This window comes from Halosegnis longus (assembly GCF_009663395.1).
GTDB classification, from domain to species: Archaea; Halobacteriota; Halobacteria; order Halobacteriales; family Haloarculaceae; genus Halosegnis; species Halosegnis longus.
This window is the reverse complement of sequence record NZ_QKNW01000001.1, coordinates 1,297,816-1,320,237: the sequence shown is the minus strand read 5'-3', so window position 1 is coordinate 1,320,237 and position 22,422 is coordinate 1,297,816. Positions and strand designations below refer to the sequence as shown.

Below are 22,422 nucleotides of genomic sequence, written 5' to 3'. Positions count from 1 at the left end.
TATCCGGTGGTGTTGGAAAAAGCGCTTCGCTCGCGAGTTAGTTGGTCGCGTCCTCGATGGCCGCTTCGAGGGTCTCCTGTTGGGCGGACTGCTGGTCTTCCGTCAGCGGGACGTAGCCCACGTCCTCGGCGACGAGCTGCTCGTCGGTCGTCTGTTCGAGGAAGAACCGGGCGAACTCGGCGATCTGGTCCTCGGAGAGGGAGCCGCGCGCCGGGTAGGTGAACAGCGGGCGCGAGAGGGGCTGGTACTCGCCGGAGCGGGCCGTGTCGATGGACGGCTCGACGGCACCGTCGCCGTTGTCGATGGCGACGGCCTGGACGCGCTCGCTGTTTTGGGTGTAGTAGGCGAAGCCGAGATAGCCGATGGCGTACTCGGAGTCCTCGACGCCGCTGATAATCTGGCGGTCCTGCTCGGTCGAGGAGTAGTCCTGTCGGTGGCTCCCCTCCTCGCCGATGACCTCCTCGATGAAGTAGTCGTAGGTGCCCGAGGCGTCGGAGGGACCGAACAGCTCGATATCCTCGTCGGGCCAGTCGCTGTTCACGTCACTCCACTGCTGGGGCTGCGTCTCGGCCGACCAGAGCTGGTCCAGCTCTTCGACGGTCAGCTCCGACGCCCAGTCGTTGTCGGGGTTGACGATGACGGTGAGCGCGTCCGTCGCGACCTGTAGCTCGATCGGCTCGACGCCGTTGTCGGCACACAGCTGCTCCTCTTCGGGCTGAATCGGGCGCGAGGCGTTGTTGAAGTCCGTCTCGCCCGTACAGAAGAAGTTCTGGAAGCCGCCGCCCGACCCGGTCGACTGCGGATTGAAGTTCACCTCGGGGTACTCGTCGGTGAACAGCTCGCCGACTGCCGTGGCGAGCGGATACACCGTCGAGGAGCCGGACATGTTAATCTGGCCGGAGAGGGACGCTTCGCCCGAACCGCCGGTGTTCTGCGTACAGCCGGCGACGCCGGCAGCGCCGGCAGCGCCGACAGCCGCGAGCAGTCGTCGCCGTGAAACCGTGGCGTCGGAATCAGTAGACATCGACTGAGAATAGACCCACTCGTAACTAAATGGATTCCTATGAGCGGCCCGTATCCCACCCAATCTCACCCGACTGCTATGTCTACTGCTGTTTGTCTATATAGAACAAGGAGAAATCGTCCCCGGAGTTCGCACGCAACGGGGTATTATCCGAACTTCCCGGTGATGTACTCCTCGACGCGCGTGCTCTGTGGGTTCTCGAACACCTGGTCGGTGTCGCCGTACTCGACGAGCTTGCCGCCGGTGAGGAAGACGGCCGTCTGGTCGGAGATGCGGGCGGCCTGTTGCATGTTGTGGGTGACGATGACGACCGTGTACTCCTCGGCGAGGTCCGCGATGAGGTCCTCGATCTTCGAGGTGGCGATGGGGTCGAGCGCGGACGCCGGCTCGTCCATCAGGATAACCTCGGGACCGACGGAGAGACAGCGGGCGAGACAGAGCCGCTGTTGTTGGCCGCCCGAAAGCCCGAGCGCGTTGTCGTCGAGGCGGTCTTTCACCTCGTCGTACAGCGCCGCGTCGCGCAGACACTGCTCGACGAGGGCGTCGAGTTCGTCACTGTCAGCCCGCCCGAGCAGGCGCGCGAGCACTCCCGTCTGGATGTCGCCGTGTTTCTTCGGGCCGTAGGCGATGTTCTCGCGGATGGATTTCGGGAACGGGTTCGGCGACTGGAACACCATGCCGACGCGTTTCCGGAGTTCGACGAGGTCGACGCCGTCCTGGTAGATCTCCTCGCCGTCGAGCCGGACGGAGCCGTCGATGCGCGCACTCGACACGCGGTCGTTCATCCGGTTGAGACACCGGAGGAACGTCGACTTCCCGCAGCCCGACGGGCCGATAAGCGCGGTGACGCTCTCTTTGGGGATGTCGAGCGAGACGTTGTCGAGGGCGTGGTCGTCGCCGTAGTGGACGTTGAGGTCCTCGACGGCGAGTTTCGGCTCGCCCTCGAAGGCGTACTCGCGCCACTCGGCTTTGAGCTGTTCGTCTGTCTCGCCGGCTGTCGTCGCGGTCGTGTCGGCGGTGGTCGTAGCTGTGTTACTCATGGGTCAGTTTCTGTCGGAAGTAGTGTCGTGTGGCGATGCCGATGGCGTAGAAGGACAAGACGACGATGAGCAGCACCAACGCCGTCGTCCAGCGGAACTGGTCGATGTCGGAGATGTTCGACGACTGCCCGACGCCCGCCGTGATGAGCGCGTACAGCTGGTACGGGAGCGCAGTCGTCGCCTGCAACAGCGCCTCGTTGGCCACGAACGGCGGCGCGGCGGTAAACCGGAAGCTCCCGAGCACGTTCAGCGCCTGATTCGCCGGGAGCGCGACCGCACCGGTCATCGTGAGCAGGATGGGGGCGGTCTCGCCGGCGATGCGCCCGACGCCGAGGATGACGCCGGTCGTGACGCCGGGAATCGCCGCCGGCAGAACCACGCTGCGGATGGTCTGCCACTTCGAGACGCCGAGGGCCGCGCTCGCGTCGCGGTACTCGTCTGGGACCGCGAGCAGCGACTCGCGGGTCGTGATGACCACCAGCGGGAGCAGCATGAAGCCGAGCGTGATGGTGCCAGCGAGTATCGACTTCTGGTTCGCGAACCGGGGGACGAGGAAGGCTGCGCCGAACAGCCCGAACACGATGCTCGGGGTCGACCACAGCCCGTTCGTCGCCACCTCGACCAGCTGGGTAAACCGGCCCCGCTCCGCGTACTCGGTGAGGAACACCGCCGCCCCGACGCCGAGTGGCACCGCGAGCAGGACCGCTCCGACGACGAGCCAGACGGTGCCGACGATGGCCGGCCAGACGCCGTTCACGTCGTTCGTCAACGAGACGCCGGCCATCACGAACGGCCACTTGACCGGGAGGTCGAACGCCAGCGAGATACCGGGCGCGAAGTCGACGAACGGGAGAAAGAGGTAGTGTTCGACGGTGACCTGGCGACCGACGCCGAGTCCGACCTCGAAGCCGCGGAACAGCCCCGGCAACCCCTTGAACACCGTGAAGCCGATGAGCACGAGCAGGACGCCGACGATGGTGCCGGCGTTGAGATACACGAGCAGGTACGCGCCCAGATGGCGGCCGCGGGCACCGAAGCCGCCGTACGCGACCGCGGCTGCCCAGCCGCCGACGAGCGAGCCGGCGAGCGTCACCGCCGGCACCGTAATCGGGGCGGTGAGCGAGGCGGGCTGTTGCTCCCAGCCGAGCGCCCACTCCCACGAGGGACCGATGGTGACGAGCACGACCAGCCCGACGAGTGCCGTGAACAGGCCCGCCGGCACCGTCGTCCCGACGTCCTCGCGCGTGAGCACGGTGAACCCGGCGGCGCCGGCACCGACCACGGCCGCACAGAGCAGCCAGCCGACCGTCCCGAGACCGAGGACGCGCGCGCCGGCGAGTCCACCGACGACGGCCCACAACAGCCCGGAGACGGCTCCGGAGAGGAGTCCGGCACTCGAACGCGGCGTCGCAGAGAGCACGCCGTACCGGGCGGCAACGCCGAGACCGACCACCGCGAGTCCGAGCGCGAGGAGTCCGGCTCCGAGGAGACCGATGAGCCGGACGCCGGCGACGGTGTCGGTGAGCGAGAGCTGCTGGAACAACACGACCATCGCGAGCGCGAACATGACGCCGGCGAGCCCGACAGCGCCCGCGGCCGTGAGGTCGCCGCCGCTTGACTCACCGCGGACGAGCGAGCGCTCGGTTGCACTCGCCATCAGACCTCACCCCCGAGCTTGCGGCGCATGCGCGCCTCGATGTACTGGGAGCCGATCGAGAGCGCGAGCACCGTAATGAACAGTATCGCGCCGGCCGCGAACAGCGCCGAGAGCTGATTGCCGCGCGCGCTCCCGTAGCTGCTCGCGATGAGCGAGGTGAGCGTCGCCTGCCCGTAGAAGACGTTGACCAGCGGCTCGGTCAGCCGCGGGGTGTTCGCCAGCATCACCGTCGCGGCCATCGTCTCGCCGATGGCGCGGCCGACCCCGAGCAGGACGGCGGCCGAGACGCCCGAAAAGGCGGCCGGAATCGTAATCGAGACCATCGTCTGCCAGTCGGTCGTCCCCATGGCGAGCGAGCCGCTTTTCATGGATTCGGGGACAGAGGACAGCGCGTCCTCCGCGACGGAGACGACCGTCGGGAGCGCCATCAGCCCGACGACCATCCCGACGAACAGGTAGGTCCCCCCGCCGTTGAGACCGAACTGTTCGACGGCCCACGGGTTGAGAATGGTGAACCCGATGAAGCCGTAGACGATGGAGGGGATGCCGGCGAGAATCTCGACGCCGGGCTTGACAACTTCACGCACGGGGCGAGGTGCGATCTCGGATAAGAACAGCGCGGCGGCGACGCCGAGGGGCGCGGCGACGGCCGTCGAGATGAGCGTCACCAGCAGCGTCCCGTGGATGAGCGGTACCATCGAGTAGCGGATGGGGTCGGAGACGGCATCCCACCGCGTCTGGACGAACATCCGAACGCCGGGCACCTCGACGCCCAACACCGTCATCGACTCGTACTGGAGGACGGGAATCGACTCTCTGAGGATGAACCCCGCGATGAGCACGAGAATCAACAGCGTGGAGACGGTCATCGTCCCGGCGAGCACCTTCGCCGTCAGCTCCTGATACCGGAGCCACCCGATGGCCGCCGCGACGACGGCGACCGCGAGGGGTATCGCCGTCAGCGACGAGACCAGCAGGAAGCCGACCAGCCCGGCCAAAAGCGACAGCGACATCACGGTCACGAGCGCGACCGCGACCGACGACTCGCCGGCGACGCCGTCACGGAGCCGCCGTGCAGTGTCGCGGGCGGCGTGGCTGTACCGTTCGATGCGACTGAACCGGCTCATCTGTATCTCTCGTGGCTCATAATCAAAGAAAACGACAGTGGCGAGTTAGGACTGGTCGGGGAGCTTCGCGAGTTCGGACTCGATGTCCGCCGTCGGCAGCGGGATGTAGTTGTTCGACTCGACGAAGACCTCCTGCCCGAACGTCGTGAGGAACATGTTCATGAACGCACCCTCGCGGCGGTCGGTGCCGCTCGGCGTCTCCTCCGTGATGGTCGTGTACTGGTGGAGGTCGCGGTTGAGCGGGTAGGCGCTGTCGAAGATGGTGTTTTCCGCGTCGCGGTCCGGCTCGTACAGCGTCCCGTCGAAGTCGATGCCGATCGGCTGGACCTCCGGGCCAGTGAAGGCGAGTGCCATGTACGCGATTGCGCCGTCGTTCTGCTGGACGGCCTGTGCGACCTGCTGGTTCTGGCCGAATCGGGTGTCGACATCCATCTCGGCGTCGGCGCTACCGAGCATGTTGAGTCGGAACGAGGTGTCCGTCCCCGAGCCTTCCGCGCGACCGATGACGTAGATGGGCTGGTCCGGCCCGCCGACCTCACTCCAGTTGGTGATGTCGCCCTGATAGATGCCGCGCACCTCCTCGCCCGTCAGCTGGGTGACGCCCGCGTCGTAGATGTTGGAGCTGACGACGACCGGCTGGCCGTCGCGGCCGAGCACGTGGTCGACGACGCGCTCGTCGGCCTCCGATTCGCTCCAGTCGAGTTCCGCCGTAATCGGTCCCGAGGAGTTGCCGATGTCGACGAGCCCGTCAACGACCGCCTCACAGCCCGTGCCGGAGTGGCTCAGGCCGACGCGCGTCGAGAACGGCGGCGTCGCGAACTGCTCTGTCGGCTCGAAGCCGTAGAGGCTCGCGAAGTAGTCGGCCAGTCGCATCCCGTCTGCGCCGTTGCTCGCGAGTTCGTCCCAGCCGGGAACCGAGCCTTCGCTGTTTTCGCCCCAGTACTCGCCGTCGTCGCTCGGCGGGTTCGAATTCCAGTAGGACGACCCCGAGTTGGCGATGGGGTACACCGTCGAGGACCCCTCGGCGGTGACCGGCTGCGGCGACGAGCCACCCGACTCCTCGGGCGCGTCGGTCGCAGTGTCCTCGGAGCCGCCGGAGCTGTCGGAGTCGTCGCCCGACCCGCCGGAGCCGTCGTTCGCCGCGTTGGAACAGCCCGCCAGTCCGGCGGCACCGACGACGCCAGACGTGACGAGGAACTTTCGACGTGATACGCCCGAGTTACCGGTATCGGCTGTCATCACCAGATATGTATCCGAGTCCGACTAAAGCGATTTATAATATTCCACCAAATCACCACACAGCGGTACGATACTGCCGGTATTCGACCCCTCGTCAACCTCCCTCGTGGGAGCGGGTTTGTCGGCTATATATCCCGCTATATCACGGGACGAAAGATACACCACCCGTCGGTGGCGAGCGACCGTATGGACGATTCGGACCTCGTCGGTGAGCCGGTCGAGTACGTCACCGAACGGGTCGCCGACCGCGGCGACCACGACCTCGACGACGTGCGCGCGGCCATCGACCCGTTCGTCGAGGACGGCCGAGTGACGCGCGAGGGCATCGACGCCACCGTCTCGGATACGGCGAAGATTATTTCGACGGCCGAATCGCGCGTCGAGTACGCGGAGGGAGCCGCCGAGACGATGCGAGAGACGCTCGTCGACGCGCCGACCGTCCCGACCGTCGAGACCCGCCGCGTCTCCTTCGAGGAGCGGCTCGACGCGGTCTGTGACCGACGCGACGCCGTGCAGGCGACGCTCGCGTCGGCCGTCGAACAGGCCGACTCTCCCTCGCTGTTCGAGCTGGGCGTCGACCTCCGGACCGCGAGCACGCACGCACAGGGTATCGTCCAGACGGCGGACGACCTCCAGAACGATATCGAGCAGTTCGAGTCGTGGCTCACCGACCCGGACCGTCGCACCCGGGAGTTGGGCGAGGACGTGGAGCTGGTCGGCGACGCCGTCGAGGAGTTGGAGACGGCGACCGAGGAGACGCCGGAGCCGGCGACGCTCGCCGACGTACACCTCCAGACCGACGTGTTCGAGCTACTGGTAGCCGACATCCGGGCCGAACTCGACGACCTCGCCGCCTTCGAGCCGCCCGGCGACCTCGATTCCCTCCACGGGGAGGTGGACGCGCTCGACGACCGACTCGCCGCGTTGCGCGCGCGACTCGACGACGCTCCGTCGTACCGCGAGCAGTTCGACGACGTGTTGGCGAGTCTCGCCGAATCGCTCGCCGACCGCGAGCCGCCGGTCGAGTGGGGCGCGATACAGGAGACGCTGGCAGACCACCGGGAGCAGGTGCGGGCCACCCGAACCGATATATAGGCGGCGGCCCCGGCTTGGGGTATGCTCACAGTCGGGGATACAGCACCGGAGATTCGCGCGAAGAACCAACACGGCGAGGACGTGACGCCGGCCTTCGAGGAGCCGACGGTCGTCTACTTCTACCCGAAGGATTTCACCGGCGGCTGTACCATCGAGGCGAACGAGTTCCAGGACGCCCTGCCGGAGTATCGCGACTCGGGCATCACCGTCTACGGGGTCTCGATGGACGATACGGAGTCGCACGCCGACTTCGCCGAGGAACACGGGCTGGAGTTCGAACTGCTCGCCGACCCGGACGGGACGGTGGCGGAAGCGTTCGGACTCGACACGAGCGAAGGATACACGGAACGGCTGACATTCGTGCTCGTTGGTGGGGAGGTCGTCGCGACGTACGACACGGAGATGGCAGACCCCGCGGGCCACGCGCGTGAAGTGCTGGACGAGACGCGCGCGCTCGCCGAGTAAGCTACTCCTCCAAGCGGGACTGCCACTCCTGGACCCGTCCGAGCAGCTCCACCGGCGAGGTCTCGGTCACGTCCACCTCGCGCACGGCATCGAGCACAGCCTCGGCGTCGGGATCGAGTGCCGGGGCGTCCTCGCCGTCCTCGTCTCCGGCGTCGAACTGACCGGACGAGAGGTCGAAGGTGACCTGCGTGGTCTCGCTCCGCCCGTCGGCCGCCTGCCCGCGCACGTCGATGGATTTGTCCTCGCGGAGGCGGTCGAGCACCTCGCGCGCACGGGACACGACCGGGCCGGGGACGCCGGCGAGGCTGGCGACGTGGATGCCGTACGAGCGGTCGGTCGCGCCCGGTTCGACCGTCCGGAGGAAGGTCACGTCGTCGCCCTCGCCGTCGGCCGCGACGTGGACGTTCTCGACGCCGGCGATGTGGTCGGCTAAGCGCGTGAGTTCGTGGTAGTGAGTCGCAAACAGCACCTTCGGCGACGGCGAGTTCGGCTGTGCCGAGGAGAGATACTCCGTCGCGGCCCACGCGATGGAGATACCGTCGTACGTGGCCGTCCCCCGCCCCACTTCATCGAGGATGACGAGCGAGTCGTCGCTCGCCGAGTGGAGGATGTTCGAGAGCTCCTGCATCTCCACCATGAACGTGGAGCGCCCCTGCGCGAGTTCGTCGAGCGCGCCGACGCGAGTGAAGACCCCGTCCACGAGACCGACGGTCGCGGCGTCGGCCGGAACGAACGAGCCAATCTGCGCGAGCAGGGTGACGAGGGCGGCCTGTCGCATGTACGTCGACTTGCCGCTCATGTTCGGCCCGGTGACGAGGAGGAATCGGCGGTCGCGGTCGAAGTGGAGGTCATTGGGGACGAACTCGACGGACTGCTCGACGACGGGGTGGCGGCCGGCCTCGACGGCCAGTACGTCCTCGTCGGTGAGTTCGGGGCGGGTCCAGTCGTTGCGGACGGCGTGGGTCGCGAGCGCGGCGTACACGTCGAGTTCGGCCAGCGTCTCGCCGACGGTCTGACACAGCGGCGCGGCCGCCGCGACCTGCTCGCGGAGTTCCTGGAACAGTTCGTACTCCAGTTCGCCCCGCTGTTCTTCCAACTGCACCACGTCGCGTTCAGTTTCCCGGAGTTCGGGCGTCGTAAACCGCTGTGAGTTCTTCAGCGTCTTCACCGGCTCGTAGTGGTCGGGCACGCCGTCGGCGCTCGATTTCCCCACCTGGATGTAGTAGCCGTCGGTCTTGTTGCGGTCGACGCTGACGTGGGAGAGTCCGTGTTCCTCGCGCTCGCGCGCGGCCAGCGAGTCAAGCCAGTCGAGGGCCTCCTCGTGGCGCTCTACGAGCGCGGCCAGTTCCTCGTCGTACTCGGGGCGAATCAGCCCGCCTTCCGTGAGCGTCGACGGCGGGTCGTCGGCGATCGCCTCCGCGAGGTCGTCGTGAAGCCGTTGGGCCGCCTCCCGGTCGAGCGAATCGAGCACGTCGGCGACGGCCGAATCGGCGAGCCGCGGACTCGACTCCACCGCGTCAACGAGGTCCGGCAGGAGCGCGAGGGTGTCGCGCACCCGAAGCATGGCCGGGGCGTCGAGACTCCCCGAGACGGCACGGGAGGCCAGCCGTTCGAGGTCGTACGCGTCGGCGAGCGCGTCGCGGAGACGCTCGCGGCCCATCGCGTCCGAGGCGAGCGCGTCGATGGCCTGCTGGCGGGCGTCGAGTTCGCCGCGCCGGCGAATCGGCCGGCCGAGCCACTCCTTCAGCAGCCGACCGCCAGCGCTCGTCTCGGTGTGGTCAAGCGTGTCGAACAGCGAGACCCCGCGGTCGGTCATCGGCTCCGTGAGTTCGAGGTTGCGCTGGGTCGTCGCGTCGAGGGTGACGTGGTCGTCGGGCGTGTAGGTGCGGAGTCGCGTGACCGACGCCAGCACGCCGGTCCCGGTGTCGTCGACGTACGCGAGGGCCGCGCCGGCCGCCTGTCTCGCCGCCTCGCTGTCGAGACCGACGGCGTCGGCGGCGTCGCCGAACTGCTCGCGCAGTCGATGGGTCGCACGGCCGGGCGCGAAGTCGTCGGTCGCGTGCAGCGTGAGCGTCGCGTCCAGTCGCTCCCGAATCTGGTCGAGGAACTCGTCGTCACCCCGGAGGTCGGGACCGGGGAGAATCTCCGTCGGCGCGAACCGGTACAGCTCCGTCAGCGCGCGCGCCTCGCTGTCGTCTCCCTCCGTGGCGGTGACGTGGAAGCGCCCGGTCGTGATATCGAGGAAGGCGAGACCGAGCCCGTCGTCGCCGCGCACGACCGTCGCGAGATACTGTGCGTCGTCGTCGGTCGGGTCGACGAGCGTGCCGGGCGTGACGACGCGGTCGATGCGGCGCTCGTGGCCGCCCTCGACTTCGTGTTGGTCGGCGACGGCGACCCGGTAGCCGCGCTCGACGAGCGCCGTCAGATACGGCGTCAGGTCGTCGACCGGGACGCCGGCCATCGCGTACGACTCCCCGCCCGAGGAGCGTTCAGACACCTTCAGGTCGAGTTCCTCGCCGACGAACTCGGCGTCCTCGCCGAAGAACTCGTAGAAGTCGCCCATCTGCATCGCCAGCACGTCGGCGTCGGCCTCGCGGCGCAAGTCGAGATACTCGCCGACGATTCCCTCCGCAGTCATACCTGTGCTGACGGGGTGGAGGGTATGAAACTGTGGATGTGCGACTGGTTACGACGTGGAGAAGCCGCCGTCGACGCGCAGGCCCTCGCCGGTGATGTAGGAGGCTTCGTCGCTGGCGAGGAAGGAGATGGCGTCGGCGATTTCTTCTGGCTCGCCGAGTCGCCCGAGCGGGTAGCGCTGGAGCATCATCTTCTTCGCCTTCTCGGGGTCGTCGCGCGTCTCGAAGAAGTGGTTGCCCAACTCGGTGTTCGTGAAGGCGGGACAGACGGCGTTACACCGGACGCCGGAGCGACCGGCTTCGGCGGCGACGGCGCGCGTGAAGTTCAACACCGCGCCCTTCGTGAGCGAGTAGACGCTCTGTTTGGGCAGCCCGTAGTAGGAGGCGAGCGAGCCGATGTTGACGATGTTACCAGAGCCCTGCTCCTTCAGGTGGGGGAGCGCGGCGTGACAGCCGTTCCAGACGCCGCGGACGTTCACGTCGAAGACGAAGTCGAAGGTGGACTGGTCCGTGTCCTCGACGTTCGAGGGCGGGTGGCCGACGCCGGCGTTGTTGACGACCACGTCGAGACCGTACTCCTCTGCGGTCGTGTCGATGGCGGCCTCGAACCCCTCGCGGTTCGTCACGTCGAGGCTCGTGAAGGTGGCCTCGCCGGGCGTCTCGTCGTTGATGTCGGCGGCGGTCGCCTCACCGGTCTCGTCGTTCACGTCCGTGACGACGACGAAGGCCCCCTCGTTGGCGAACCGTTTCGCCGCGGCTTCGCCGATACCCTGTCCCGCACCCGTGATGAACACTGTTTGCTCGTCGTGTCGCATACGCGTACAACCGAAGCCGGGCGCAAAGGTGTTGCTACCGCTGGAAGCTCAAAGTGTCGTGTCGAGGAACGTTCGCTCGCCGCCGCTGTCGGTCGGGGCGACCCAGACGACCGACACGCGCATCCCCGACTCCGCGTCGGGCGCGTAGATGCTGGTCGTGTTGCTCGCGGCGAAGGGGAACGTCGGGTCGGTCGGCTCGATACGGCGGCTGGTGACCACGGTGTTGGTGTCGCCGGTCGTGTTCGTGACGGTGACGCGGAGCGCCCCGGTGTTGCGTTCATCGAGCGTATCGCCGGACTCGTGGCCGATCGTCACCAGCTCTCCCGTCTCGGTGGCGTTCAGCTCGACGGACAGCTCCCGGCCGTCGAGGTAATCGTCGGCGGTGTAGGTGACGAGCGCGGCGGTCCCCACCGCCGCGAGCAGGATGGCGAGCGCGACAGCGACCGCGGTGGACCGCTTCATATCTCTCCCGTGTCGTGTCGCCGGCAAAAGTGTATCCGAACCCGGAGTGTTCTTCGGGCCGTCACTCGACACTCCGGTATGCTCGAACCCGGCGACGACGCACCAGCGTTCGAACTCGACAACCACGCGGGCGAGTCGGTCGCGCTTCCCGAGGAAGGGACGGCGGTCGTCTACTTCTATCCGCGGGCGGACACGCCCGGCTGTACGACCGAGGCCTGCTCGTTTCGCGACGCGTGGAGCGAGTACGAATCACGCGGTATCGACGTGTTCGGCATCAGCGACGACCCTGTCGAGGACCTCGCAGCCTTCCGCGATGAGTACTCGCTGACGGTCGAGTTGCTCTCGGACCCCGACGGCGCGGTCGCGAGCGCGTACGATTCGTACGGCGAGAAGAACGTCTTCGGCAACACCGTCGACGGCGTGTTCCGGAACACGTACGTCGTCCGCGACGGCGAAGTCGTCCTCGCGTACGAGGGGGTCGACCCCGAGGACCACGCCGCAGAACTGCTCGCCGACATCGACTCGCTGTAGCCGAAAGAGCGAGGTAGCTCCGCCGTGAGCCACGGCCATGGAGATTGGCCAATCGATAGACGGGAAGACGGCAGTGGTGACGGGCGCGAGTTCGGGAATCGGTGCCGAAACCGCACGCGAACTCGCTGATGCGGGCGCGAACGTCGTCCTCGCCGCGCGCCGTGAGGACCGACTCGACGCGCTCGCGAACGACATCGAGTCGGGGCACGACGTGACTGCCGCCGTGGTCCCGACGGACGTAACCGACGAAGCGCAGGTGGAGACGCTCATCGAAACGACGGTCGAGCAGTTCGACTCGCTCGACATCCTCGTCAACAACGCCGGCCTCGCGGCGGGCAGCGACGTGGCGTCGATGGCGAGCGAGGACTACCACACGATGATGCGCGTCAACTGCGACGGGATGTTCTTCGCGACCCGCGCGGCACTCCCCCACCTCCGGGAGGCAGACGGCACGCTCGTTTTCATCGGGAGCTTCGCCGGCCAGTATCCACGGCCGTTCAACCCGGTGTACGCGGCGACGAAGTGGTGGACGCGCGGCTTCGCGAAGTCCGTCTCCGCGCAGGTCGGCGGCGACATGGCGGTGACGGTCATCAACCCCGCCGCCGTTCGGACGGAGTTCGCCGTCGAAACCGGCGACGACGCCTTCGACGCCGCACCGTTCGAAGAGCAGTTCGAGCCGGGCGAGGCGGTCGAGCCGACGGAGGTCGCCGAGGCCGTCCGGTTCGTCGCCACCCAGTCGCCGTCGATGGTGAGCGAACTCGACTTGTACGACCGCGAGAAGCTGACCCTCTTTTAAGCGAGGTCGACGGTCACGGCCTCGGCCGGGGTCTCGTTCACCCGCTCGTAGGCCCCCTCCGCGAGCCCGAACACTCGAATCCGGACGAGCAGTCGGTCGTCGAGGGTCGCCCGGAGCAGCAGCCCCTCGCTCGTCACGACGACGTACGGCGGGGCCGCGACGGGGTCGACGGAGAGCCGTCCGCCCGCGGCTTCGACACACTCGCGCAAGACTGCCGGCGCGTCGGCGAGCACGCCCGCCCGGTCGAGAGTCGCCCGGTACGGCGACACGACGCGCTCGCTGTCGGTCGCCGTCCCGCCATCCCAGCCGCTCGCGACGGCGTCGGCACAGTCGATGGCCGTCTGGACCCACTCGCGGCGCTCGCCGAGGAGGTGGTCGCGGACCGCGACGGTGTTCACGGTTCGTGTTCGCTCGCTCCGCGCTAATTGGTTTGGGTTTCGAGAGGTCTGTGATTGCTCCGACGACGACAGCACCGCGACCACTCTCGTTGCTTGGCTTCGGGGAAACAGCACCGCGACCGCGCGCCCAACCTTTCCCCACGACGCACACGCTCGCACGGCGAGCGGTGCGTCAGGCCACCGCCTCGGGTGCTCAATCAAGCAACGCGGTGGCGTGGTCCGAGCGCGCACTGGCGCGCGAGTCAGTGCGAGGTCGTCGCGAGGGCGACGGCTTGTCAGAGCGTGCTCTGACAGTGGACGAGTGAGCACCGCGAGCGAGTCGGTTGGGGAGGCGTGTGGACGGTGCGGTCGCGGTGAGTGGGACAGAAAGGGACGGGCGTGTCGCGCGTGTTCGGTCGGTGCCGTGACCACTATCGGGAGCGAACGCAGTGAGCGACCGATATGTCACGGGGAGACCGCGACACGCCCGAGGCTTTCAAGCTGACCTTACCGACATAGCTAGAGCAAACAAGCGACACGCCCGGGGCTTTCCGGCTGTTCACGAGAAGAAATCCGTCAAGGCCCAACAAAATCAGCCCAAACACTCGGCGTTCAGTCGCCGAAGGGACCCATCCCACCGAGACCGCCGCCACCGCCACCACCGCCGCCCATCTGTTTCATCATCCGCTGCATGTCGCCGTCGCCCATACCGGAGAACTGGTCCATCATCCGGTCCATCATCTTGTGCTGTTCGAGCAGTTCCTGAATCTGCTCTTCCTCCTTGCCCGAGCCGCGGGCGATGCGCTCGATTTGTGATTTCGAAATCGAGCGGGGGTTCTGGAGTTCCTCGTCGGTCATCGAGTCCATGATGACCTCGAAGTCGCGCATCCGCTCTTGGGTCACGTCCATGGCGTCGTCCGGGAGTTGGTCCTTCAGCCCGCCGCCGAGGCCCGGAATCATGTCCATCACCTGCGAGAGCGGCCCCATGTTGTTCATCGCCTCCATCTGCTTGCGCATATCGTGGAGGGTGAACTCCCCGTCCATCATCGACTCGGGGTCCCAGTCGTCCTCGTCCTGACCGGTCTCCTCCATCGCGCGCTCGACGCGCTCGGTGAGCTGCTTCAGGTCACCCATCCCGAGCAGCCGCGAGATGAAGCCGTCCGGCTCGAACCGCTCGATGTCCTGCACCTCCTCGCCCGTTCCGAGGAACGCAATCGAGGAGTCCGTGCGGTCGACGGCCGCGAGGGCACCACCACCCTTCGCCGTCCCGTCGAGTTTCGTGATGGCGACGCCGTCGATGCCGACGGCGCCGTCGAAGCGGTCGGCCTGCTCTTTTGCGCCCTGCCCGATTGCGGCATCGAGCACGAGCAGATTCCGGTCCGGCTCGACGACGGACTCGATCTGTTCGAGTTCGTCGATGAGCGTCTCTTCGAGGGCGTGGCGACCCGCGGTGTCGACGATGAGCACGTCCACGTCAGACAGCTCTTCCATCCCGTGTTCGGCGATCTCGACGGGATTGTCGTTGTCCGGCTCGCCGTAGAACTCTACCTCGGCCCGCTCGGCCATCTGTTTCGCCTGGTCGTACGCGCCGGGACGGAACGTGTCCGTCTGGATGACGCCCGGACGCAGCCCCTTCTTCGAGAACCACCACGCCATCTTGGCGGCGGTGGTCGTCTTCCCCGACCCCTGCAGGCCGGCGAGCATGATTGTCTGGTCTTCGAGCGGGAGGTCCGTCGACTCACCGACGAGGTCGACCAGCTCCTCGTAGACGATACGGAGGACGTGGTCGCGCGCGGAGGTGCCGCCGGGCGGCTCCTCGTCGAGTGCGCGCTGGCGGATATCCTCCGAGAGATCCATCACGAGGTCGACGGAGACGTCGGCCTGGAGGAGCGACCGCTGTATCTCCTTCACGATGTCCTCGACGTCCTCCTCGTCGAGGCGGGATTTGCCGCGCAGCTGGTCTAAGCTGCCGCGGAGTGAACTCCCCAAGTCGTCAAGTACCATTTGCGTGACCTAGATTACCGACACGGTAAACCCTTTTCCGTCGGGGCGGGGCGGCGGTAGGGTTATCTGCCGGCCACGCGATAGGTTTCACTGTCAGTCGGCACGCGCCGACGCTCGAAAATTATGTCAGACGAAGTAATCCAGCTACTCCGAAAGGCGTACAGCGACGAGATGGAGACGGTCATGAACTATCTCACGAACAGCATCATCCTCGACGGTGTCCGCGCACAGGAGGTGAAGGAGGGGCTGCGACAGGACGCGACCCAAGAGGAGATTCAACACGCACAGATGATCGGCGAACGGCTCAAGCAGCTGGACGCGCGCCCGCCCGCGAGCGGTGAGTTCGTCGCCCGACAGGATAGCCTCCAGCCGCCGGAGGACCCCGCCGACGTGGTCTCCGTCATCGACGGCGTCATCGAGGCAGAAGACGACGCCATCCAGACGTATCGGTCGCTCATCAAGGCCGCAGAAGCCGCAGACGACCCCGTCACCGAGGACCTCGCGGTCGAGATTCTCGCCGACGAGGAAGCACACCGCACGGAGTTCAAGAGCTACCGCCGCGAGTACGGCGACAACTGAGCCGCGCGACGCGTCTTTTCCCGCCGAGCGCCGAGGGCGTCTAGTGGAGCCGTCACCGCGAGGTGAACTCGACGCGCACGTCGTCAACGAAGTGGGTCGCGTCCGTCTCCCAGACGACGCTCACGCCCGCAGAGACGAACAGTTGGGCCACGTCTGCCGGAACGTTCCACTCGAAGCTGTACTCGGCGGTGCATCTCCCGAACGGGCGTCACACGCGGCTAAAAAGGTTCGGCAGCTACTCCGTCAGCCGCTCGACGATGACCTCGGGGTCGAATTTCTCCAAGTCGTCGTACCCCTGTCCGGTGCCGAGAAAGAGGATTGGTTTGCCCGTGACTTCGGCAATCGAGATTGCTGCACCGCCCTGCGAGTCGGCGTCAGCCTTCGTGAGGACGACGCCGTCGATCTCCGCCGCGTCGTTGAACTGCTTGGCGCGGTGGGTCGCGTCCTGTCCGGCGACCGCCTCGTCGGCGAAGATAGTCATGTCCGGCCCGACGACGCGGTCGATCTTCTCCAACTGCGCCATCAGGTCGTCGGCGGTGTGGAGTCGACCGGCCGTGTCGCCGAGCACCACGTCGACCTCGTTGGCCTCGGCGTACTCGACGGCGTCGTAGATGACGGCCGCCGGGTCACCACCCTGCTCGTGGCTGATGAGCTTTAAGCCGAGGTTGTCGGCGTGCTCCTGGAGCTGTTCGTTCGCCCCGGCGCGGTAGGTGTCGCCGTTCGCCAACACCACGTCGTAGCCGCGGTCGTCGAGGTACTTCCCGAGCTTTGCAATCGTCGTCGTCTTCCCGACGCCGTTGACGCCGGTGAAGATGATGGTGACCGGCTTCTCGCGGGCGGCAATCTCCTCGTCGAAGTCCATCCCGCCCACGTCGATGACATCGAGCAGAGCGTTGCCGATAGCTTCCTCGACGACGATTTCACCCGTCTTCACCTGTGCGCGGGCCGTCCCGACCAGCTCCTCGCGCAGCTGCTCGACGATGTCGCGGGCGACGCTCATCTCCACGTCGCCTTCGAGCAGCGCGAACTCGAGCTGTTCGAGCGGCTCTTCGAGCTCCGCTTCGGTTATCTTCGCCTGTCCGGAGGCGAACAGCTTCGCCCGCTCGGTGAGCGAATCTCCCTTCGGGTTCACGTCCGGGTCGCCGGCGTCGTCCGGTTCCTCGGACGCGTCGGCTGCCGGCGCGTCGGCGGCATCGCCGTCGGACTCCACGGCGGCGTCTTCGGGTTCCGCGTCCGGCTCCGGCTCGTCGGCTTCCTCCTCGACGTCGTCTTTGAAGTTGCCGAGCTTCTCCTTCAGGGAGTCGAACATCGCTTACTCCTCGTCGCCGCCTTCCTCGCCGCCGAGCCCGCCCATCTGCTGTTGCATCTGCTGCATCTGCTGTTGTTGCATCTGCTGGGCCTGCTGTTCGAGGTCCTGAATCTGGGCTTCGACCTCGGAGACCTCCTCCTGCAGCTCCTCGATGCGGTCGTCGATGGAGTCGCGCTTGCGCTCGAGCGTGTCGATGGCGTCGTCCTGCTCGTGTTCGGCCGCGTAGCCGCCGCCGAGCGAGACGATTATCTCGTCCATGTCCTCGATGCTGGCGCGAACGTACGCGTCGCCGCCGAGCGGGACCTGGACCGTGTCGTCGTCCTCGAGCGTGTCGATGGCCTCGGTGGCCTCATCAATCTCGGACTGCTCGTCGCGCAGGTCCTGGATTTCGCCCTCGATGGACTCGACTTCCGCGTTCATCGCCTCGATCTGCTGTTGAATCTCCTGCATCTGGCCGCCGCCACCGCCACCACCGAGGCTCATGCGTCCACCCCGTCGATCTCGATTTGGGTCCGGTTGAGCCCGTGCTGGGAGCCGAGGTTCGCGTAGGTCCGCTCCTTCGCGACCGACTCGTTTTCCGCCTCGATTGCTGTCTCGAACGCCTGCCACCCATCGCGGGCGACGAATCGACCGCTCACTGTGTACTCACTCATACCCGGAAAAGACCGCGCGAGCGGGAAGTACCTTCCGACCTGCGACGACTACAGATAGCCCAGCGCCGACTCGATGCGACCGAGTTCCGGACCGGTGGTCGACTCGCCGCAGACGAAGCCGGCTTCGTTGGCGACGAGCCCCGAGCCGACGAGCGCGCCGCCGTAGTTGATAGTGCCGATGTCGGCGGGGACATCGAGGTGGTCCGCGAGGAAATCCAGCGTCTCGTCGCTCGTCTTCGGGTGACAGAGCACGCCGTCGTTGGTCGCGACTGCCGCCATCGAGACGGTGTTGATGTCGGCGACGGTGCCACGCTCGACGGGCACGTCGAGGGCCGTCTTGACGGCACTGACCGCCTCGCGGGTCAGGTCCGGGTGGACGTACGCGCCGGCGTCGTTACACAAGACGACGTTGCCGACGGCGTTGATGTTCCCCGGCATCTCGTGGACCGGGAGCTCCGTGACCGCGCCGATGCGGTCGAGTTCGTTCTCGGTGACGTTGCTGGAAACGAGGAGTCCGTTCTCGTTGCCGGTCGCGAGCGAGCCGACGGTGCCGGAGCCGGCGACGGTTGTCGGACACACGGGCACGTCGAGCTCCTCGCCGAGCTGCTCGCGTTGTGACTCGGCCGTGTCGGGGCGGACCAGCAGAACGTCGTCGGTGGCGCGCGCGAAGACGCCGACGGCTGACGAGCCAGAGAGGGCCGCCCGGAGCACGTTATGCGGTCTCCGCTTCGACGACCGTCTCGCCGTCCTCGTCGAATCGCGCCGCGCGAACGCGGAGCTTCGACGGGGGCTTTGCACGACCGCGCTCCCAGATTTTCTCGTTGATGGACGGGTCGAGTCGAACGTCCGCCTCGTCGACGGCGAAGTTCTTCGCGAGATGCTCGCGAACGATGCTCATCGCCTTGTCGGCGCGAGCCGTCTTCGCTTCCGCCTTCGCGTCGCGGAGCGGAACGGTGACGACACGCTCCTCGAAATCGCTCGCGCTCATTCGTCCGTGTCGTTACGCCGCCAGTTGCGTCGCTTCGGGTTGCGGACGGTGTCCTGGTCGGTCTTCATGATGACCCACGCCGGCACGCGACTGTTCTGTCGCTCCAGCTTCCCGAGTCGCTTCTTTTGCGCCTTCGACTTCTTACCCATAGTGCACGAGGATTTGACGCCCGGGCATTTATCGCTGTCCTTTCTCGCCGGAGTCACACGGCCACCAACAGCAGCCACATCCCCGCCGCGCCGAGTGCGGTTCCGCCCGCGAAGGCATCGTAGCCGTTCCGCGCGAGCGGCTTCCCCGTCTCCAGCGCCTCGGGCACGAACTCGACAACCACCAGCGCCGCCATCGCTCCCGCCGCGAACCCGAAGCCGACGGGAAGCAACGGGGCCGCGACCCTGACGAACGCGAACGCGAGCACCGCACCCAGCGGCTGTGGCAGACTCGAAAACACCGACCAGCCGACCATCCGCCACGGGGAGACCTCCATCTCGCGCAGCGGTATCGAGATGGCCACGCCCTCGGGGATGTTGTGGACGGAGATGGCGACGGTCATCGCCACCGCCAGCGGCGGCACGACGCCGGCATCGAGATTCAGTGCCGCGAACGAGACCCCGATGGCGATCCCCTCGGGGAAGGAGTGGACCGTCAACACCCCGAGAATGAGCGCGAGCTGGCGCACGTCGGCGGCCTCGTACTCGCCGGGGTCGAACTCGTGGTCGTCGAGCAGCCGGTGGGCGAGCACGACAAGGACGACGCCAGCGAGCAGCCCCGCAACGACCGCCACACAGCCACCGTGGGTCAGCCCCTCGGGAACGAGACCGAGCGCGCTCGCCGTGAGCATGATGCCCGACGCGACCCCCCAGAGTGCGACGTTGAGCCGACGGCTCACCTCCCTGACGAGGAAGAAGGGGAGCGCGCCGAGTCCCGTGGCTACCGCCGTCACGAGCCCGGCGACGAACACCAGTCCGAACGCCTGCCACGCGACCACGCCGGCGGTACGGCCCCGCGACGCCTGTACCTATCGGATTGTCTATAGGTTTAGGTGCGCCGAATCACAGCGGAACCTCGGCGACGGTCTCGTACTCCGGCCCCCCGTCGGTGGGCATCGACTGCGTGAGTTCGACGCCGTCGACCCGAACCGTCCCGACGTTCGGGTCGCGTTCGGCGACCACTTCCTGAATCACGGATTTGCTCCGCGCGTCGCGCATCCGCGCGAGCGTCGCGTGCGGCGTGAAGTTGTGCTCCGCGGCGTCGAAGCCGAGCGCCGTCGTCTCCCGTTCGACGTGCTCGTGGAGCGTGGTGAGCTGTTCGCTTCCCTCGGTGATGCCGGCCCAGATGACCGAGATGTACTCGAGGGAGGGGAAGACGCCGTAGCCGGCGACGGTGCAGTCGAAGGGCTGGACCTCGCTGGCTGCGACGGCGCGCTCGATTGCCTCGACGACGGCGTCGGGGTCGTCGGTCTCGCCCAGAAATTTGAGCGTGACGTGCGCCTGCGTCGGGTCGATCGGGTCCACACCCGACATGTCGAGTGGGGTCTGTGCGTCCGCGACCGCGTCGGAGAGCCCGCCGAGTGGAACGGAGACGAACGTTCGCATACCCTCGCTTGGAACTCACCGGCCATAGGTGTCAGCCGTGTGTGGCGTTTCGGTCGGTGTGGTTGCCCGGTTCTCGTTCGACGGTCCAGTTGGCTTGGCGTGCTGTTTGAGATGCGCTCGACAGCACCGCCACACTCTCGACGCTTGGCTTCGGGGAAACAACACCGCACCCCCGGGGCTTGCAAGCCGTGCTCACCGACGTAGTTAGAGTCGGTAAGCGACACGCCGGGGCTTGCAAGCCGGACGTGACAGGAAAATCGAAGCGACCGAAAGCAAAACCGGAGCGTCGTAACTCACCGGGCAGAGAAAACCGAGAGAAACCGCGACTCTACGAGACGAGCAGTTCCTGTCCGCGCTCGACCTTGATGCGGCACGGCGGCGTGACCTTGTTGTACGCACGGCGGAAGGCGTCTTTCAGCGTGTCGGCGTCCTCCGGGTGACACCATGCGGTGAACAGCTGGTCGCCCTTCTGGATGCGCGCGGCCGTGCCGACGATCTTGCCGAACGCCTGTCGCATCCCGTCGGAGACACGGTCTGCGCCTGCGCCCGTCGCCTGCTTGTTCTCGCGCAGGACCTGGTGTGGGAACTTGCGCAGAATCATCTTGTAATCGCCCTCCTCGCCGAGGATCTTCAGCATCCGACGGTTCGCGGAGAGGCGGGAGGCCTCGAGCGAGCCGTGGCGAATCTGGACGTCTTCCTCGACGACGAGGCTAATCTGGACTTCGTACTCGTCTTCGTCCTTGTCGGTGCGGCCCATCTTGTACTGGGCGATTTTCGAACCCGGGATGCCCGTGATGTACTCGCGTCGCGTGTACGACGGCTTGTCGATGTCACGGTACATCGAGGCAGGCTTGTCGCTCATATTATCGGAGAGAACGCCGACTACGCATTTGAAGCCTTCGAAACCCCGTCTCGGCCCCTCCGACGCCGTAACGATGCTGTTGGCTGGTGACACGCGTGTCGCCACACGCATATACGGTCTGCGTGCGAATGCGGCGTATGGTCAACATGTACGTCGACGGGGAGTGGAAGACGGACACCTACGAGTTCAGCAACGACGACGGCGAGTTCGACCGCTCGGAGACGACGTTCCGGAACGAACTCGGCACCGAGCAGTTCCCCGCCGAGTCCGGCCGCTATCACCTGTACATCTCGCGCGCGTGCCCGTGGGCACACGGCGCGGCGATGGTCCGCTCGCTGATGGGCCTGGAAGACGACATCTCGATGGATATCGTCGACCCGTACCGCGACGACCGGGGCTGGCAGTTCACGCCGCAAAAGGACGACTGCACCGCCGACTCGATCAGCGGCCACGACTATCTGGGCGAGACTTACGTCGCGGCGGACCCGAACTACACGGGTCGCGTGACCGTCCCCGTCCTCTGGGACCGCGAGGCGGAGACCATCGTCAACAACGAATCCATCGAGGTGATGCGTCAGTTCGCGACCGCCTTCGAGGGGAACGGGACGGAGCTTTACCCCGAACACCTGCGCGAGGAGATCGACGAGGTCGTCGACGACATCTACGACCCAATCAACAACGGCGTCTACCGCGCGGGCTTCGCGGGCACGCAGGAGGCCTACGAGAACGCCGTCGCGGACCTGTTCGACGCGCTCGACGCCTACGACGAGCGACTCGCCGATCAGCGATACCTCGTCGGCGACCAACTCACGCTCGCGGACCTCCGGCTGTTCGCCACGCTCGTCCGGTTCGACAACGTGTACCACACCCACTTCAAGTGCAACGTCCGGCTCATCCGCGAGTACGACAACCTCTGGCCGTACGTGCGCGACATCTACCAGACGCCGGGCATCGAGCAGACGATGAACATGGACCACATCAAGGAGCACTACTACACCACCCACACCGACATCAATCCGACCCAGTTCATCGGCGTCGGTCCCGACCTCGACTTCCACGCCGACCACGACCGGGCACGCCTCCAGAGCGAGTAGCAACGGACCCGCAGCGACCCACGGTACGCACACCCGTGGCAACCACCAACACACTTATTACCGTGTGAGGTGTTGAC

General features: G+C 66.6%; 25 protein-coding genes. 6 read left to right on the top strand and 19 right to left on the bottom strand.

Annotated features, from left to right (window positions below; translation table 11 throughout):
• Positions 1-37: 37 nt before the first annotated feature.
• The 5 genes from DM818_RS07225 to DM818_RS07205 all read right to left on the bottom strand — a co-directional run bounded on the left by DM818_RS07225 (position 38) and on the right by DM818_RS07205 (position 6,087).
• Positions 38-1,024 (bottom strand): PstS family phosphate ABC transporter substrate-binding protein, encoded by a 987-nt coding sequence (locus tag DM818_RS07225; protein WP_075937399.1) that lies wholly within the window; start codon positions 1,022-1,024, stop codon positions 38-40.
• A gap of 146 nt (positions 1,025-1,170) precedes the next feature.
• The gene (pstB, locus tag DM818_RS07220) at positions 1,171-2,064 is read right to left on the bottom strand and encodes a phosphate ABC transporter ATP-binding protein PstB (protein WP_075937400.1); all 894 of its coding nucleotides are present in this window, start codon (positions 2,062-2,064) and stop codon (positions 1,171-1,173) included.
• Positions 2,057-3,721 (bottom strand): phosphate ABC transporter permease PstA, encoded by a 1,665-nt coding sequence (pstA, locus tag DM818_RS07215; protein WP_075937401.1) that lies wholly within the window; start codon positions 3,719-3,721, stop codon positions 2,057-2,059. The genes pstB and pstA overlap by 8 nt, the downstream gene beginning before the upstream one ends.
• Positions 3,721-4,848: a phosphate ABC transporter permease subunit PstC gene (pstC, locus tag DM818_RS07210; RefSeq protein ID WP_153952499.1), complete on the bottom strand. Its 1,128-nt coding sequence runs from the start codon at positions 4,846-4,848 to the stop codon at positions 3,721-3,723. Before pstC ends, pstA begins: the two co-directional genes overlap by 1 nt.
• A gap of 45 nt (positions 4,849-4,893) precedes the next feature.
• The gene (locus tag DM818_RS07205) at positions 4,894-6,087 is read right to left on the bottom strand and encodes a substrate-binding domain-containing protein (protein WP_153952498.1); all 1,194 of its coding nucleotides are present in this window, start codon (positions 6,085-6,087) and stop codon (positions 4,894-4,896) included.
• 186 nt (positions 6,088-6,273) lie between these two features.
• On the opposite strand from DM818_RS07205, the gene DM818_RS07200 reads away from it, so the two are divergent.
• Together DM818_RS07200 and DM818_RS07195 are read left to right on the top strand one after the other, a co-directional pair.
• Positions 6,274-7,182, top strand: a complete 909-nt coding sequence (locus DM818_RS07200) for a hypothetical protein (protein ID WP_153952497.1) — start codon at positions 6,274-6,276, stop codon at positions 7,180-7,182.
• 21 nt (positions 7,183-7,203) lie between these two features.
• Positions 7,204-7,647: a peroxiredoxin gene (locus tag DM818_RS07195; RefSeq protein WP_153952496.1), complete on the top strand. Its 444-nt coding sequence runs from the start codon at positions 7,204-7,206 to the stop codon at positions 7,645-7,647.
• Between the two features lies 1 nt (position 7,648).
• Here the strand turns inward: DM818_RS07195 and mutS are convergent, their stop codons facing one another.
• From mutS to DM818_RS07180, 3 genes are read right to left on the bottom strand one after another with little or no spacing between them, the layout of a single operon-like run.
• Entirely contained in the window at positions 7,649-10,285 is a 2,637-nt protein-coding gene (gene mutS / locus DM818_RS07190; protein ID WP_153952495.1) for a DNA mismatch repair protein MutS, read from the bottom strand.
• Between the two features lie 48 nt (positions 10,286-10,333).
• Complete coding sequence (locus tag DM818_RS07185) at positions 10,334-11,098, bottom strand: SDR family NAD(P)-dependent oxidoreductase (protein WP_075937407.1); 765 nt, start codon at positions 11,096-11,098, stop codon at positions 10,334-10,336.
• Between the two features lie 48 nt (positions 11,099-11,146).
• Complete coding sequence (locus tag DM818_RS07180; protein ID WP_153952494.1) at positions 11,147-11,560, bottom strand: hypothetical protein; 414 nt, start codon at positions 11,558-11,560, stop codon at positions 11,147-11,149.
• 78 nt (positions 11,561-11,638) lie between these two features.
• On the opposite strand from DM818_RS07180, the gene DM818_RS07175 reads away from it, so the two are divergent.
• Both DM818_RS07175 and DM818_RS07170 read left to right on the top strand, forming a co-directional pair.
• Entirely contained in the window at positions 11,639-12,091 is a 453-nt protein-coding gene (locus DM818_RS07175) for a peroxiredoxin (protein WP_153952493.1), read from the top strand.
• A gap of 37 nt (positions 12,092-12,128) precedes the next feature.
• Positions 12,129-12,887, top strand: a complete 759-nt coding sequence (locus DM818_RS07170; protein WP_153952492.1) for an SDR family oxidoreductase — start codon at positions 12,129-12,131, stop codon at positions 12,885-12,887.
• Here DM818_RS07170 and DM818_RS07165 read toward each other — a convergent pair.
• The gene (locus tag DM818_RS07165; RefSeq protein ID WP_153952491.1) at positions 12,884-13,285 is read right to left on the bottom strand and encodes a hypothetical protein; all 402 of its coding nucleotides are present in this window, start codon (positions 13,283-13,285) and stop codon (positions 12,884-12,886) included. The two genes, DM818_RS07170 and DM818_RS07165, sit on opposite strands and share 4 nt — an antisense overlap.
• Positions 13,286-13,876: 591 nt before the next feature.
• Positions 13,877-15,268, bottom strand: a complete 1,392-nt coding sequence (locus DM818_RS07160) for a signal recognition particle protein Srp54 (protein WP_075937412.1) — start codon at positions 15,266-15,268, stop codon at positions 13,877-13,879.
• Positions 15,269-15,391: 123 nt separating this feature from the next.
• On the opposite strand from DM818_RS07160, the gene DM818_RS07155 reads away from it, so the two are divergent.
• Positions 15,392-15,847 (top strand): ferritin-like domain-containing protein, encoded by a 456-nt coding sequence (locus DM818_RS07155; protein WP_394329542.1) that lies wholly within the window; start codon positions 15,392-15,394, stop codon positions 15,845-15,847.
• Positions 15,848-16,082: 235 nt separating this feature from the next.
• Here the strand turns inward: DM818_RS07155 and ftsY are convergent, their stop codons facing one another.
• The 9 genes from ftsY to DM818_RS07110 all read right to left on the bottom strand — a co-directional run bounded on the left by ftsY (position 16,083) and on the right by DM818_RS07110 (position 21,251).
• Positions 16,083-17,156, bottom strand: coding sequence for a signal recognition particle-docking protein FtsY (gene ftsY, locus DM818_RS07150; RefSeq protein WP_123124545.1), 1,074 nt, complete (start codon positions 17,154-17,156; stop codon positions 16,083-16,085).
• 3 nt (positions 17,157-17,159) lie between these two features.
• The gene (pfdA, locus tag DM818_RS07145; protein WP_075937415.1) at positions 17,160-17,639 is read right to left on the bottom strand and encodes a prefoldin subunit alpha; all 480 of its coding nucleotides are present in this window, start codon (positions 17,637-17,639) and stop codon (positions 17,160-17,162) included.
• Positions 17,636-17,809 (bottom strand): 50S ribosomal protein L18Ae, encoded by a 174-nt coding sequence (gene rpl18a, locus DM818_RS07140; protein ID WP_075937416.1) that lies wholly within the window; start codon positions 17,807-17,809, stop codon positions 17,636-17,638. Before rpl18a ends, pfdA begins: the two co-directional genes overlap by 4 nt.
• Positions 17,810-17,857: 48 nt before the next feature.
• Positions 17,858-18,520, bottom strand: coding sequence for a translation initiation factor IF-6 (locus tag DM818_RS07135; protein ID WP_153952490.1), 663 nt, complete (start codon positions 18,518-18,520; stop codon positions 17,858-17,860).
• Position 18,521: 1 nt separating this feature from the next.
• The gene (locus DM818_RS07130) at positions 18,522-18,797 is read right to left on the bottom strand and encodes a 50S ribosomal protein L31e (protein ID WP_075937418.1); all 276 of its coding nucleotides are present in this window, start codon (positions 18,795-18,797) and stop codon (positions 18,522-18,524) included.
• Positions 18,794-18,946 carry a 50S ribosomal protein L39e gene (locus DM818_RS07125; RefSeq protein WP_075937419.1) on the bottom strand — a complete coding sequence of 51 codons (153 nt, stop codon included), beginning with the start codon at positions 18,944-18,946 and terminating at the stop codon, positions 18,794-18,796. Before DM818_RS07125 ends, DM818_RS07130 begins: the two co-directional genes overlap by 4 nt.
• A 53-nt stretch (positions 18,947-18,999) precedes the next feature.
• Positions 19,000-19,782, bottom strand: a complete 783-nt coding sequence (locus DM818_RS07120) for a ZIP family metal transporter (protein ID WP_153952489.1) — start codon at positions 19,780-19,782, stop codon at positions 19,000-19,002.
• A 64-nt stretch (positions 19,783-19,846) separates the two neighbouring features.
• Positions 19,847-20,389: an RNA 2',3'-cyclic phosphodiesterase gene (gene thpR / locus DM818_RS07115; protein WP_153952488.1), complete on the bottom strand. Its 543-nt coding sequence runs from the start codon at positions 20,387-20,389 to the stop codon at positions 19,847-19,849.
• Between the two features lie 328 nt (positions 20,390-20,717).
• Positions 20,718-21,251 (bottom strand): 50S ribosomal protein L16, encoded by a 534-nt coding sequence (locus DM818_RS07110; protein ID WP_075937422.1) that lies wholly within the window; start codon positions 21,249-21,251, stop codon positions 20,718-20,720.
• A gap of 137 nt (positions 21,252-21,388) precedes the next feature.
• On the opposite strand from DM818_RS07110, the gene DM818_RS07105 reads away from it, so the two are divergent.
• The gene (locus DM818_RS07105; RefSeq protein ID WP_075937423.1) at positions 21,389-22,345 is read left to right on the top strand and encodes a glutathione S-transferase family protein; all 957 of its coding nucleotides are present in this window, start codon (positions 21,389-21,391) and stop codon (positions 22,343-22,345) included.
• Positions 22,346-22,422 lie beyond the last annotated feature (77 nt).

Coding starts and splice junctions, on each gene's coding strand:
- mutS (WP_153952495.1), bottom strand. CDS start 10,285: ATGACTGCGGAGGGAATCGTCGGCGAGTATCTCGACTTGCGCCGCGAG.
- thpR (WP_153952488.1), bottom strand. CDS start 20,389: ATGCGAACGTTCGTCTCCGTTCCACTCGGCGGGCTCTCCGACGCGGTC.
- DM818_RS07225 (WP_075937399.1), bottom strand. CDS start 1,024: ATGTCTACTGATTCCGACGCCACGGTTTCACGGCGACGACTGCTCGCG.
- DM818_RS07175 (WP_153952493.1), top strand. CDS start 11,639: ATGCTCGAACCCGGCGACGACGCACCAGCGTTCGAACTCGACAACCAC.
- DM818_RS07170 (WP_153952492.1), top strand. CDS start 12,129: ATGGAGATTGGCCAATCGATAGACGGGAAGACGGCAGTGGTGACGGGC.
- DM818_RS07105 (WP_075937423.1), top strand. CDS start 21,389: ATGGTCAACATGTACGTCGACGGGGAGTGGAAGACGGACACCTACGAG.
- pstA (WP_075937401.1), bottom strand. CDS start 3,721: ATGGCGAGTGCAACCGAGCGCTCGCTCGTCCGCGGTGAGTCAAGCGGC.
- pstB (WP_075937400.1), bottom strand. CDS start 2,064: ATGAGTAACACAGCTACGACCACCGCCGACACGACCGCGACGACAGCC.
- DM818_RS07160 (WP_075937412.1), bottom strand. CDS start 15,268: ATGGTACTTGACGACTTGGGGAGTTCACTCCGCGGCAGCTTAGACCAG.
- rpl18a (WP_075937416.1), bottom strand. CDS start 17,809: ATGAGTGAGTACACAGTGAGCGGTCGATTCGTCGCCCGCGATGGGTGG.
- ftsY (WP_123124545.1), bottom strand. CDS start 17,156: ATGTTCGACTCCCTGAAGGAGAAGCTCGGCAACTTCAAAGACGACGTC.
- DM818_RS07205 (WP_153952498.1), bottom strand. CDS start 6,087: ATGACAGCCGATACCGGTAACTCGGGCGTATCACGTCGAAAGTTCCTC.
- DM818_RS07130 (WP_075937418.1), bottom strand. CDS start 18,797: ATGAGCGCGAGCGATTTCGAGGAGCGTGTCGTCACCGTTCCGCTCCGC.
- pfdA (WP_075937415.1), bottom strand. CDS start 17,639: ATGAGCCTCGGTGGTGGCGGTGGCGGCGGCCAGATGCAGGAGATTCAA.
- DM818_RS07180 (WP_153952494.1), bottom strand. CDS start 11,560: ATGAAGCGGTCCACCGCGGTCGCTGTCGCGCTCGCCATCCTGCTCGCG.
- DM818_RS07195 (WP_153952496.1), top strand. CDS start 7,204: ATGCTCACAGTCGGGGATACAGCACCGGAGATTCGCGCGAAGAACCAA.
- DM818_RS07185 (WP_075937407.1), bottom strand. CDS start 11,098: ATGCGACACGACGAGCAAACAGTGTTCATCACGGGTGCGGGACAGGGT.
- DM818_RS07110 (WP_075937422.1), bottom strand. CDS start 21,251: ATGAGCGACAAGCCTGCCTCGATGTACCGTGACATCGACAAGCCGTCG.
- DM818_RS07200 (WP_153952497.1), top strand. CDS start 6,274: ATGGACGATTCGGACCTCGTCGGTGAGCCGGTCGAGTACGTCACCGAA.
- pstC (WP_153952499.1), bottom strand. CDS start 4,848: ATGAGCCGGTTCAGTCGCATCGAACGGTACAGCCACGCCGCCCGCGAC.
- DM818_RS07155 (WP_394329542.1), top strand. CDS start 15,392: ATGTCAGACGAAGTAATCCAGCTACTCCGAAAGGCGTACAGCGACGAG.
- DM818_RS07125 (WP_075937419.1), bottom strand. CDS start 18,946: ATGGGTAAGAAGTCGAAGGCGCAAAAGAAGCGACTCGGGAAGCTGGAG.